The sequence below is a fragment of the Phyllobacterium trifolii genome, assembly GCF_014192095.1.
GTDB classification, from domain to species: Bacteria; Pseudomonadota; Alphaproteobacteria; order Rhizobiales; family Rhizobiaceae; genus Phyllobacterium; species Phyllobacterium trifolii.
In genome coordinates this window covers 82,276-93,376 of the sequence record NZ_JACHXN010000005.1, presented here as the reverse complement: position 1 = coordinate 93,376, position 11,101 = coordinate 82,276, and the positions used below count along the sequence as shown (strand labels likewise).

Annotated in this window: 13 protein-coding genes; 3 read left to right on the top strand and 10 right to left on the bottom strand. The window is 57.0% G+C overall.

The window, feature by feature from the left end; genetic code table 11:
* The first annotated feature begins 26 nt into the window (after positions 1–26).
* Entirely contained in the window at positions 27–350 is a 324-nt protein-coding gene (gene trxA, locus FHS21_RS09325; protein ID WP_112524851.1) for a thioredoxin, read from the top strand.
* Between the two features lie 70 nt (positions 351–420).
* Here trxA and FHS21_RS09320 read toward each other — a convergent pair whose 3' ends face one another.
* The 10 genes from FHS21_RS09320 to FHS21_RS09275 form a co-directional block, all read right to left on the bottom strand.
* A complete protein-coding gene (locus tag FHS21_RS09320) occupies positions 421–1,749 on the bottom strand; it encodes a bifunctional folylpolyglutamate synthase/dihydrofolate synthase (protein WP_112524849.1) in 1,329 nt (442 codons plus the stop codon).
* 30 nt (positions 1,750–1,779) lie between these two features.
* A complete protein-coding gene (gene accD, locus FHS21_RS09315) occupies positions 1,780–2,700 on the bottom strand; it encodes an acetyl-CoA carboxylase, carboxyltransferase subunit beta (protein WP_112524847.1) in 921 nt (306 codons plus the stop codon).
* 41 nt (positions 2,701–2,741) lie between these two features.
* Complete coding sequence (trpA, locus tag FHS21_RS09310) at positions 2,742–3,581, bottom strand: tryptophan synthase subunit alpha (RefSeq protein ID WP_112524845.1); 840 nt, start codon at positions 3,579–3,581, stop codon at positions 2,742–2,744.
* Positions 3,582–3,583: 2 nt separating this feature from the next.
* The gene (trpB, locus tag FHS21_RS09305; protein ID WP_112524843.1) at positions 3,584–4,834 is read right to left on the bottom strand and encodes a tryptophan synthase subunit beta; all 1,251 of its coding nucleotides are present in this window, start codon (positions 4,832–4,834) and stop codon (positions 3,584–3,586) included.
* 55 nt (positions 4,835–4,889) lie between these two features.
* Positions 4,890–5,549, bottom strand: a complete 660-nt coding sequence (locus FHS21_RS09300; RefSeq protein ID WP_112524841.1) for a phosphoribosylanthranilate isomerase — start codon at positions 5,547–5,549, stop codon at positions 4,890–4,892.
* A 58-nt stretch (positions 5,550–5,607) separates the two neighbouring features.
* Positions 5,608–6,252, bottom strand: coding sequence for a YdcF family protein (locus FHS21_RS09295; RefSeq protein WP_183661744.1), 645 nt, complete (start codon positions 6,250–6,252; stop codon positions 5,608–5,610).
* Positions 6,252–7,010 (bottom strand): M48 family metallopeptidase, encoded by a 759-nt coding sequence (locus tag FHS21_RS09290; protein ID WP_112524837.1) that lies wholly within the window; start codon positions 7,008–7,010, stop codon positions 6,252–6,254. Before FHS21_RS09290 ends, FHS21_RS09295 begins: the two co-directional genes overlap by 1 nt.
* Positions 7,011–7,115: 105 nt before the next feature.
* Entirely contained in the window at positions 7,116–7,565 is a 450-nt protein-coding gene (locus tag FHS21_RS09285; protein ID WP_112524835.1) for a DUF2852 domain-containing protein, read from the bottom strand.
* Between the two features lie 107 nt (positions 7,566–7,672).
* A complete protein-coding gene (locus FHS21_RS09280) occupies positions 7,673–8,827 on the bottom strand; it encodes a benzoate/H(+) symporter BenE family transporter (protein WP_183661742.1) in 1,155 nt (384 codons plus the stop codon).
* A gap of 13 nt (positions 8,828–8,840) precedes the next feature.
* Positions 8,841–9,632 (bottom strand): alpha/beta hydrolase, encoded by a 792-nt coding sequence (locus tag FHS21_RS09275; RefSeq protein ID WP_183661739.1) that lies wholly within the window; start codon positions 9,630–9,632, stop codon positions 8,841–8,843.
* A gap of 214 nt (positions 9,633–9,846) precedes the next feature.
* Between FHS21_RS09275 and infC the strand changes: the two genes are divergently transcribed.
* On the top strand, positions 9,847–10,383 hold the full coding sequence (gene infC, locus FHS21_RS09270; protein WP_112524829.1) for a translation initiation factor IF-3: 537 nt from the start codon (positions 9,847–9,849) through the stop codon (positions 10,381–10,383).
* Between the two features lie 82 nt (positions 10,384–10,465).
* Entirely contained in the window at positions 10,466–11,083 is a 618-nt protein-coding gene (locus FHS21_RS09265) for a methyltransferase family protein (protein ID WP_112525198.1), read from the top strand.
* Positions 11,084–11,101: the final 18 nt, after the last annotated feature.

Genomic DNA, 11,101 nt, shown 5'->3' with positions numbered 1-11,101 from the left:
ATTCACAAACACACAAGGAAAAGCCCATGGCTACCGTCAAGATCGACACCAGCAATTTCCAGTCCGACGTTATTCAGGCGGGACAGCCTGTCGTCGTTGATTTTTGGGCGGAATGGTGCGGCCCGTGCAAGATGATCGCCCCTGCTCTTGAAGAGATTGCCTCCGAGATGGAAGGCAAGATCACGATTGCCAAGGTCAACATCGATGAAAATCCGGAACTGGCTGCCCAGTTCGGTGTACGTTCGATCCCGACTTTGCTGATGTTCAAGGATGGTGAACTTGCTGCCAATCTGGTCGGCGCTGCTCCGAAGAGCAAATTGTCCGACTGGATCAGGAATTCGGCTGCTTGATTGTTCAAGTCATTCGAACGAAAAAAAGCCCGGTTTACTGCCGGGCTTTTTGTTGCGCAGAAACAAAGCTCTAGCGAGGCGGCGTGCCATTATCCGAAAGAACGTCGCCAGCGAGATACAGCGATCCGCCGATAAGAATTCGTGGTGCCGGCTCGGATGGGTCCCAGCTATGCGCCAGAATCTTCAGGGCATTTTCGACTGAATGCACAGGTTCAGCTGAAAGCCCGGCTTCATTGGCAGCCAGTGCGAGCTCGTCATGTGGAATCCCGGCGCCGCTGGAACGTATCGGCACCGTATAGACGTGCCGCGCCATGCCGGTAAAAGCCTGGAAATAGCCAACAGGATCCTTGGTATTGATCATGCCGGTGATCAGAAACAGCGGCCGTTGGTTGCGATCTTCCAAGGTGGCAATAGCCTCGGCGATCACCAGCCCCGCGCCGGGGTTATGTCCGCCATCGAGCCAGATTTCCGAGCCCGGGACCGCCATCTCCACCAGCTTGCCCTTGATGAGCCGCTGCATTCGGGCAGGCCACTCGACATTTGCCATCGCCCGTTCGACGGCCTGCTCCGGCACCTTGAAGCCGGCAGTTCTGACCGCCTGGATTGCTGCAGCAGCGTTCGCCAGCTGGTGGCGGCCGAGCAGCGCCGGCAAAGGAAGATCCATCAATCCCTTATTGTCCTGATAGACCATGCGCCCGCGTTCTTCGAAGCTGAGGAAGTCCTGGCCATACACTGTATAGGGGCAATCGCGTCGTTCGGCGGTCTCGATCAGCACCATGCGGACGGCTTCCTCCTCCTGGGCGCCGATGACAACAGGGCAACGCGGCTTGATGATGCCAGCCTTTTCCGCCGCAATCAGTTCTACACGGTCGCCGAGATAGGGCTGGTGATCGAGCGAAATGGGCATGATGACACTGACGGCCGGCTCGGGAATGACATTGGTCGCATCGAACCGCCCGCCAAGACCAACTTCGAGGATGACAGCATCCGCCGGGTGTTCCGAAAACAAAACGAAAGTGACGGCGGTAAGAATCTCGAAGACGGTGATTGCCTGGCCGGCATTGGCCTCGGCAACCCGCTTGACCGCATCCGCCAGCACATCGTCCTCGACGATCTTACCCCCGCCGGACGCGCCAATCCGATAGCGTTCATGCCAGCGTACGAGATGTGGCGAGGTGTGGACGTGCACCGTGTAGCCCGCGGCTTCAAGCAGCGCCCGCGAGAAAGCGACGGCAGAGCCCTTGCCATTGGTGCCTGCGACATGGATTACCGGCGGTATCCGCAGCTGCGGATTGCCCAGCGTGTCCAATAGGCGCGTTATACGGCCGAGAGACAGATCGAAGCCCTTGGGGTGGAGCCCGAGGAGCCGGTCGATCTCTTGTTCAGCACGCGATGGCATTGCACAGCCAATTCAAAAAGCAGGTCGGCATCAAGCTTCGGTTTCGACCGGTACCGGCACCACGGCCTGTTCGTTGGGATGTTCCTCAGCAATTTCCGTGGCCGCTTCACCCATCAGCATTTTCAACAGCCGGGCAATCGTTGCTTTCAATTCTGGCCGCGGCACGACCATATCCACCATCCCATGCGTCTTCAGATATTCGGCGCGTTGGAACCCTTCGGGCAATTTTTCGCGGATGGTCTGTTCAATGACGCGCTGTCCGGCAAAGCCGATCAATGCACCGGGTTCGGCGATGTGGATATCACCAAGCATTGCGTAAGAGGCGGAGACGCCGCCTGTCGTCGGGTTCGTGAGGACGACGATATAAGGCAGACCAGCTTCCTTCAGCATTTCGACGGCAACTGTCGTGCGCGGCAACTGCATCAGGGAAAGAATTCCCTCCTGCATGCGAGCACCGCCGGACGCAGCGAAAAGCACCAGCGGTTTCTTTTGGGCGATCGCGGTTTCGAAACCCTTGATGATCGCCTCACCCGCCGCCATGCCGAGCGAACCGCCCATGAAACTGAAGTCATGGATGGTCACGACGATCGGCAGTCCCTCGATCATGCCAAGCGCGTTGATAATCGCATCATCCTGGCCGGTTTTGGTGCGATGTTCCTTCAACCGGTCGACGTAACGCTTTTCATCGCGGAATTTCAACGGATCTGTCGCAACTTTCGGCTGTTCCAGCACGTCAAAGACGCCGTCATCGAAAAAGAACTTCAACCGGTCCTTTGCGGGGATACGCATATGGTGCCCGGAAGTTGGTACGACCCACTGGTTCTTTTCCAGATCCGTATGGAAAACCATTTCGCCGGATTCTGGATCCTTGATCCAGAGATTCTCTGGCATTTCACGGCGACCAAGCATCGAATTGATCTTGGGCCGGACATAATTCGTGATCCAGTTCATGATCGGTCCTGTTCTTCTAGCAAACGGTTGATTTAGGAGCTTTACTCGGCCGCCGCAAGACTTGACGCCCGCACACCGCTGGAAAGGCCTTTGACCATCGTGGCAACGGCTTCGGCGGGATCGGCCACCAAGGAACCGTCGGGATTGATCGTGTTGGCAACAGCATTGACGATCGCTGTGCCGACGACAACGCCGTCTGCGGCGGAGCCGATTACCTTGGCCTGCTCAGCGGTCTTGACGCCGAAGCCGACGACGACCGGCAAGTCCGTATGCTTCTTGATCCGCTCGACAGCGGCCGCAACCCGGCTCGTATCGGGCAATGCCGATCCGGTAATGCCGTTCATCGATACATAGTACACAAAGCCCGATGTGTTCTGCAGGACCTTCGGCAGACGCTTGTCGTCAGTCGTCGGTGTTGCCAAACGAATGAAATTGATCCCGGCCTTGATCGCAGGAATGCAGAGCTCTTCGTCCATTTCCGGCGGTAGGTCGACAATGATCAGGCCGTCGATACCAGAGGCAACGGCATCCACAAGGAAACGGTCGACGCCGTAAATGTAAATCGGGTTGTAATATCCCATCAGCACGATCGGGGTCGTATCGTCGGTTTGCCGAAAGCGCGCGGCGAGATCGAGCGTCTTCGTCAGCGACATGCCCTTTTTCAGGGCACGCAATCCGGCGGCCTGAATAGCAGGTCCATCCGCCATGGGGTCGGAGAATGGCACACCGAGCTCAATGATGTCGGAACCTGCGCCGGGCAGACCTTTCATAATCTTCAGCGACGTGTCGAAGTCGGGATCGCCACCCATGAAATAGGTTACGAGTGCCGGACGGCCTTCGGCTTTGAGCGCTGCGAATTTTCTGTCGATACGCGTCGTCATGATCAGATGTCCATCCCTAGAAGCTGCCCGACCGTGTGCACATCCTTGTCGCCACGCCCGGAAAGATTGACGATCATAATCTTGTCCTGTGCCATCTTAGGCGCGATTTTCACCGCATGGGCGATAGCATGGGCGGATTCCAGTGCCGGAATTATGCCTTCGGTGCGGGTTGTCAGGGTGAAAGCTTCGAGCGCTTCATCGTCGAGTATCGGTACATAGGAAACGCGGCCCGTATCGCGCAACCATGAATGCTCCGGACCGACGCCCGGATAATCGAGACCGGCCGAAACAGAGTGACCGTCGAGGATCTGACCGTCCTTGTTCTGCAAAAGGTACGTGCGGTTGCCGTGCAAGACGCCGGGGCGTCCCGCGCTCATCGAAGCGCAATGTTCTTCGCCATCGAGCCCACGGCCGCCGGCTTCGATGCCGATGATCTCGACACTCTTGTCGTCAAGGAAGGGATGGAACAGACCAATTGCGTTGGACCCGCCGCCAACGGCAGCAATGATGGTGTCCGGCAGGCGTCCCTCGCGCTCGAGGATCTGCTCGCGGGCTTCCGTACCGATCACCGACTGGAAATCCCTCACCATCTCCGGATAGGGATGCGGGCCAGCGGCGGTACCGATCAGGTAATAGGTATCCTCGACATTAGAGACCCAGTCACGCAGGGCCTCGTTCATCGCGTCCTTCAGCGTGCCATGGCCAGACGATACGGGCTTGACCTCGGCGCCGAGCAATTTCATGCGAAACACATTGGGCTTCTGCCGCTCGACGTCGGTTGCGCCCATATAGACCACGCATGGCAGGCCGAAACGCGCCGAAACGGTGGCAGAGGCTACACCATGCTGGCCTGCGCCCGTCTCCGCGATGATGCGGGTCTTGCCCATACGCTTGGCCAGCAGGATCTGGCCAAGGCAATTGTTGATCTTGTGGCTGCCAGTATGGTTCAGGTCTTCGCGCTTGAAATAGATCTTGGCGCCGCCATCGAGGCCCTGATCCTTGGCCAGCTGGCGCACATGTTTTGTCAGGCCTTCGGCGTAATAGAGCTTGGATGGCCGTCCGGCGTAATGCGTCGACAGGGCCTGAAGCTCTGCTTTGAACGACGGATCGTTCTTCGCGTCTTCATAGGCCTGCTGCAGTTCAAGGATCAGCGGCATCAGGGTTTCGGCAACAAAACGTCCGCCGAAAATGCCGAACATGCCCTCCTCGTCAGGGCCTGTCTTGAATGAATTGGGTTCAACCACCGTGTTCACTGCATCACTCCGTTCTTAGGCCCTGTCGCTTTGTTGAAGCGACCGCCTCTTATATTCAGGCCGCATCAGCGCTTTTGGCAGCGCGCACAGCCCGGAAAAAATCTCTGATCAGGCCAACATCCTTCACGCCCGGTGCAGACTCGACGCCGGAAGAAATGTCGATGCCTTGTGCATTCGTTGCCCGCAGCGCGTCGCCGATATTACTCGCGTTGAGACCACCGGAAAGCATGTAATCGATAGAGGCGTCAAGCTCACTCAGCACCTGCCAGTCAAAAGAAACACCGTTTCCGCCAGGAAGCTCCGATCCCTTTGGTGGTTTGGCGTCAAAAAGGAAGCAGTCGGCCACGCCGATATACGGCTTGATCTGTTCGAGATCGCCGCGTTCGCGCAAGGCAAGTGCCTTCATGACCGGCAAGCCATAACGGGCCTTGATTTCCGCAACCCGGTTGACGCTCTCATTGCCGTGCAATTGGAGCATGTCCGGCTGCATCGCAGCAACAATAGCGTCGAGCGTGACGTCATCCGGATCGACAGTCACAGCGACTGCTATCGCGCGCCCCTTGGCAGCCTGACGCAGACGGCCAGCCTCGCCTGGATCGACATAGCGAGGGCTTTTCGGAAAGAAAATGAAGCCGATATGAGATGCGCCGCCGTCCAGCGCCGCAGCCACTGCTTCGGCGGTTTTCAACCCGCATATCTTGATATCAATGCCCATAAGCCGCCACTCGCACGAAAATGCGTCAAAGTCGAGGATTTTGCGCATCGATCAATGGTTAGAGATGGTGGTGATAGCCTTCTTTAACAAGGAAATCGAACGCATCCGCGACAGATGCAGGGATGGATTGCGCTATCTGGAAGCCTTTGGACGGATAGTCGCGTATTCGCTGCACGTCGCCGACCATTTCGTGGACGAACATTTCAAACGGATAGGCTTCGATCGGTTGTTCTTCGAAGGGCGTCATCGGTGCAGTGACAAGTGCCGATACTTCGGGCCATTGTGCCCGGACCGTCGCATAGGCGCGGCGCTGGGTCTGGGGCTTGGTGACAATGATGATGCGAGCCACCTGGTCGTTCGCCATCATTGCACGTGAAAAGCGGATGTTCTCCCCAATATTGGTGGCTTTTGGTTCGATCAGGATCGCGTCCGCAGGAACACCCCGTTCCCAGGCACGCTTGGCAAACGCTTCAGCTTCACTGCCATCGAATTGATTGTTGGTCCAATTGCCGGATTTGCCGGTAAAGAGAATTTTTTTGGCCAGGCGCTGGTGAAACAGCTCAGCGCAACGATCGGCGACGCGCAAGTCGTAGCTGCCGAGACCAATGATCACATCGACCTCAGACAGTTCGTCATAGATGAGATGAAAATTCCACAGCGTTCTTGCCGCCTGCAAAACGGCACGTGAAGAAGCGCGTTCCATCAGCTGAAATCGATAGCCTGCAAGGCGCTGCCATTGCGTTTCAGCCAGGCTCTGCAGCGCTCCGTGTCGGGGCAAAGCTCGCCGCACAATTTCCAGAATTTCGGACCGTGGTTCATCTCTTTCAAATGGGCCACTTCATGTGCGACGAGATAGTCGATAACCGGTGGCGGCGCCATCATGATGCGCCAGGAAAAAGACAACGTACCGTCCGATGTGCATGAGCCCCAGCGGCTTTTTGTATCTTTCAGGCGGACAGCCTTTGCGCGCCGCCCAACGGTGGCTGTGTGACGGGCGACGAGCATTTCCAGGTCGCGTCGCGCCTCACGTTTCAAGAAGTCGCCAACGCGCCTGGCGAGATGCGGACGATCGCCATAGACGATCAGCCTCGGCCCTTCGGCTCCATTTTCCTGCCGTACCGTTCCACGCTTTGCCGGTTCATGTACGATGAGGTGTGGCACGCCACGCACGGGGACCTTAACGCCCGGGCGTACGCTCGGTTGATCGGGCATCTTCGCAATGCGTGTCTCGATCCAGCCTTCGTGACGGACGAGAAATTTTTCGACTTCCCGCGCGGGTATGCCCGGCGGCACGGTCATGCGTAGACCCTTGCCCCCTGCGTCGATACGCAGTGTCAACCGCGTCGCCCGCGGATTTTCCATTACCAGCAGCGGCAGGACACGGCCCGCGACCTCATAACTCCGCTCGGCTTTAAGCGTCGCGGATTTTTTCGGCGGGCTGCGGAACAAGGACAGGATCATAGAGCTACTTTAATTGATTCGAGCAAAACCGGTGAGACAAAACAGAGGCGGCGCCACAAGGCGCCGCCGTAACAATCGGATTTCCAGGGAACCGACCTTAAGTTGCTATTTCTGGTCGTCATTCACACCTGGAACAGAACCCGAAGGTTTCTTTGGCGCAGCATTCCGCTCCGCCATGAAACGATCAAACTCTTCCCGGTCCTTGGCGCGCCGGAGCTCGCGAGCATAGTCTTCGAATTCGGTTCGCATCTCTTCGAGCTTGCGGCGCTCTTCGTCGAGCCGCTGCAGTTCTTTCTCGCGCCACTCGTCAAAGGCAATATTGCCAGTGCCGAATGGGCCGCGGCCGAAATGCTGAGAACGGCGGCTGCGGCGGAATGCACCGCAAACATTATCGGCCGCGTTGTTCATTTCGTGCTTGAAACCGCCGAAACGATTGCCCCAGACAATGTAGGCAAGCATGGCCAAACCGAGAGGCCAGAACAACATGAACCCGATAATCATCAGAGCGATGGTCGCCGGAGACCAGCCTGGACGGATTAAAGCAGAAGTGTTCATCTAAAGCCCTTCCCTATCAAGAAAGCCCGGCCCCTATTGGCCGATTGATATCGACATGGGAAAGACTTTGCGGCTTTTCAAGAAACTGTGATTTCAAATGCTCCAAATCATTGAAATGCGAAACGTTTCTTTGCGTAGTCGATGGCTATGACGAGAAGTCCAGCCACCAGGGCCCAAAAGGCTGCGCCGATCCCCGCAATGGTAATTCCGGAGGCCATAACAGCAAAGGTAACGATCGCCGCCAGCCGCTCGTGTTCGACGTTGAGCGACAGCGACAGGGCATTGGTAAACGCCCCGATCAGCGCGAGACCCGCGACAAGGCCGATGAGCGGCGCAGGCAAGACGGCAAACAGGGCAACCAGCGATGCCCCAAAAATCGCAAAGATCAGATAGGACAGTGCATAGAACGGGCCGGTCAGCCAGCGCTTTTCCGGGTCGGGATGCGCATCCGGGCCAGTGCAGATCGCAGCAGAAATTGCCGCCATGTTGCTTGTGTGAGCGCCAAAGGGGGCCGTGACAAGAGAGACCAGACCGGTGACCTGCAACGCCGCTGCTGTCGGCGGCTCATAACCCGCTGCACGAAGGACAGCAAAGCCCGGCAGGTTCTGCGATGCCATGGTTACCAGATAAAGCGGCAGCGCCAGGCCGATCATCGCGCGCATGTCGAAGACCGGCATGATGAGTGTCAGCGTCGAAAGCTCGACACCAGGGACGCTGTCAACGCGGCCGCTGACAAAAGCATAAATCACCCCGCCGAAAAGGACGGCCAGCACCGCCATGGCCGGGTTGAACAGGCGGATGATGAAGAAGAGCGCAATAAGAGGCAGTACAAAAAACGGGTCTATGGGTATGGTTCGTGCAGCGCCGATCAGGAATGCAAACAGCACACCGGCCAGCATGCCCGACGCTATCGATGCCGGGATCCTGGAGACAAAGGCAGAAACCGGTTTGATCAACCCGGTGAGAATGATCGCTATCGCAGTGACAATGAACGCTCCCACCGCCTGTGGCATGGTAAAGCCGATCGAGCCGCCGATGAGAGCCAATCCAGGCGTTGACCAAGCGGCAATGATCGGCATCTTGTAACGCCAGCTCAGATAGCCTGTCGCGAGGAACATCGCGAGACAGCAAGCAGTCACCCAGCTTGCAGTTTCGGCCTGTGTGGCTCCGAGTGCCTGCGCTGCCGCGATGATAAGTGCAAGCGTTCCGCCAAAACCGACGACAGCAGCGACGACAGCGGAAGCGATCACGGAAAAGCGCATGGAGCCTGGGAACCTATTGGAGCGGATGAAGGAGTTTGACTCTTTCAACCATTGAAGACACGGTTCGTGTCAGAAGATCAAGGTCTTGCGGACGAGACAGGCGATGGTCGCCATCCCGCACCAGCGTAATCGTCACATCGTCGACAGGCAGGTGATCCATTAATCGCAGCGCATGGGTATAGGGCACGTCCTTGTCCTCCATACCCTGGAGGATGTGAACAGGACAATCGGTCTGGATGACACCCTTCAAAACCTGGTTGGTTTTGCCGTCTTCGAGCAAAGCCTTTGTATAGATGTACGGCACGGACGAATAATCGGACGGCTCTTCCATATAACCGCGCTGGGCGATCTGGCGGCGCTGATCATTCGTCAGTTGCGGCTCGACGAGTTCCGAGGTGAAATCCGGCGCCGGCGCAATGAACACCAGTCCTGCGACACGCCCGCCTTCGCCAGTCCTTTGCAATTCCTCGATCATTCGCAAGGCGATCCATCCGCCCATGGACGAACCGACGAGAATCTGCGGTCCGGACGAAAACTGCCGGAATATGGCAAGGCTTTGCTCCAGCCATAACGAGATCGTGCCATCGCGGAATTCGCCGCCGGATTCGCCATGGCCGGAATAGTCGTGCCGAAGGAAGGCCACGCCGCGTTCCGATGCCCACTGATCCAGCCATTGGGCTTTGCTGCCCAGCATGTCCGAGTAATAGCCCCCCAGCCACACAATGCCAGGCGTGCGACCTTCGCGGCGGCGCAGTGCAATATCGAGGCCGTTGACGGTCAGGAACTGGGGCAGGGGTGCATTCATAAAGGTAACTCCGTGTCGTGATCGGCCCTTTTGCCACGGCAAAGTTCATCGTTGAAGCCCGCAACATTGCACAAATCTGAAATAAACCTATGTTTGATTGGCGTGATTTTTCCCAAAAATAACGATATTGGCATGCGCCCGCGCACAGAAGCATTGCGGCTCCGGCCTGACGGTGCTATTTGCGGGTCCGAAATAATTCAAGGAGATTACTGCCATTCGTCGACCCTTTAGAGCCCAGGTGGTCCAGAAAGATGGACCTCGTTCCAACCGCGATATCCGCGTACCTCAGGTACAGCTCATTGATGCCGAAGGTGAAAACCACGGCATAGTCACTATTCAAGCAGCACTGGCGATGGCCGATGAGGCTGGACTCGATCTCGTCGAGATCGTGCCCAATGCCGAGCCGCCGGTCTGCAAGATCGTCGATCTCGGGAAGCTGAAATACCAGGGCCAGAAGAAAGCGGCGGAAGCGCGCAAGAAACAGAAGACCGTCGAAATCAAAGAAATCAAGATGCGCCCGAATATCGACACGCATGATTATGATGTGAAGATGAAGGCGATCAAGCGTTTCTTTGAAGAGGGCGACAAGGTCAAGGTGACATTGCGGTTCCGTGGCCGTGAAATGGCCCACCAGGAACTCGGCATGCGGCTTCTGGATCGCGTCAAGGAAGATACGGTTGAAATTTCCAAGGTCGAGGCCGAGCCAAAGCTGGAAGGCCGCCAGATGATGATGGTTCTGGCGCCGCGCTGAAGCCAACCAACTTCCATAGAAAAGCCGCCTTCGGGCGGCTTTTTCTATGCCGATCAAAATTCGAAGGGCCATCATGGCGGAACTGAACTCTCTCAAAGACATGTCCCGGTTTCAACACCGCAGACGCATTGCCGTTGCAATCGTCATCGGCTTGATCCTGGTTGCACTTCTTACGATTCGTTCCGCGTGGAGCAATGATCGCGTGCATGAGTATATCGAGGATTTCGGTATCGGCGTGATTGTCCTGACGATTCTTGGACGTATGTGGTGCACGCTCTACATTGGCGGACGTAAGAGCTCGGAGATTGTCCGTCTCGGGCCATATTCGATGAGCCGCAATCCACTCTATGTGTTCAGCACGATCGGCGCATTCGGGATCGGCATGATGACCGGCAGCCTGACGGTGTCGCTCGCCCTCGCCGTGATTTGCTACATTGCCTTCCAGTTCGTCATCACGGCCGAAGAGGGTTATCTCGAAAAGGTGTTCGGCGAGACCTACACCAGTTATAAGCGGGACGTACCGCGCTTCTTCCCCAATCCCTCACTTTACAAGGAAGCAGATGTGTTGAGCGTCAAGTCGTCCATGCTGTATAGGACGTTCACCGATGGACTGGTATTCTTCGTCTCCTATCCATTGCTCGAGTTCGTGGAATATCTGCAAGGCGAACACATTCTGCCGGTTCTGTTGCGCCTCTACTAGGCTTTTCGCCGGCTCACG

Excerpts from the sequence above, each read along its gene's own strand:
- FHS21_RS09285 (WP_112524835.1), bottom strand. The coding sequence starts at position 7,565 with ATGAACACTTCTGCTTTAATCCGTCCAGGCTGGTCTCCGGCGACCATC.
- FHS21_RS09300 (WP_112524841.1), bottom strand. The coding sequence starts at position 5,549 with ATGGGCATTGATATCAAGATATGCGGGTTGAAAACCGCCGAAGCAGTG.
- FHS21_RS09295 (WP_183661744.1), bottom strand. The coding sequence starts at position 6,252 with ATGGAACGCGCTTCTTCACGTGCCGTTTTGCAGGCGGCAAGAACGCTG.
- FHS21_RS09290 (WP_112524837.1), bottom strand. The coding sequence starts at position 7,010 with ATGATCCTGTCCTTGTTCCGCAGCCCGCCGAAAAAATCCGCGACGCTT.
- trxA (WP_112524851.1), top strand. The coding sequence starts at position 27 with ATGGCTACCGTCAAGATCGACACCAGCAATTTCCAGTCCGACGTTATT.
- FHS21_RS09320 (WP_112524849.1), bottom strand. The coding sequence starts at position 1,749 with ATGCCATCGCGTGCTGAACAAGAGATCGACCGGCTCCTCGGGCTCCAC.
- FHS21_RS09275 (WP_183661739.1), bottom strand. The coding sequence starts at position 9,632 with ATGAATGCACCCCTGCCCCAGTTCCTGACCGTCAACGGCCTCGATATT.
- FHS21_RS09280 (WP_183661742.1), bottom strand. The coding sequence starts at position 8,827 with ATGCGCTTTTCCGTGATCGCTTCCGCTGTCGTCGCTGCTGTCGTCGGT.
- accD (WP_112524847.1), bottom strand. The coding sequence starts at position 2,700 with ATGAACTGGATCACGAATTATGTCCGGCCCAAGATCAATTCGATGCTT.
- trpA (WP_112524845.1), bottom strand. The coding sequence starts at position 3,581 with ATGACGACGCGTATCGACAGAAAATTCGCAGCGCTCAAAGCCGAAGGC.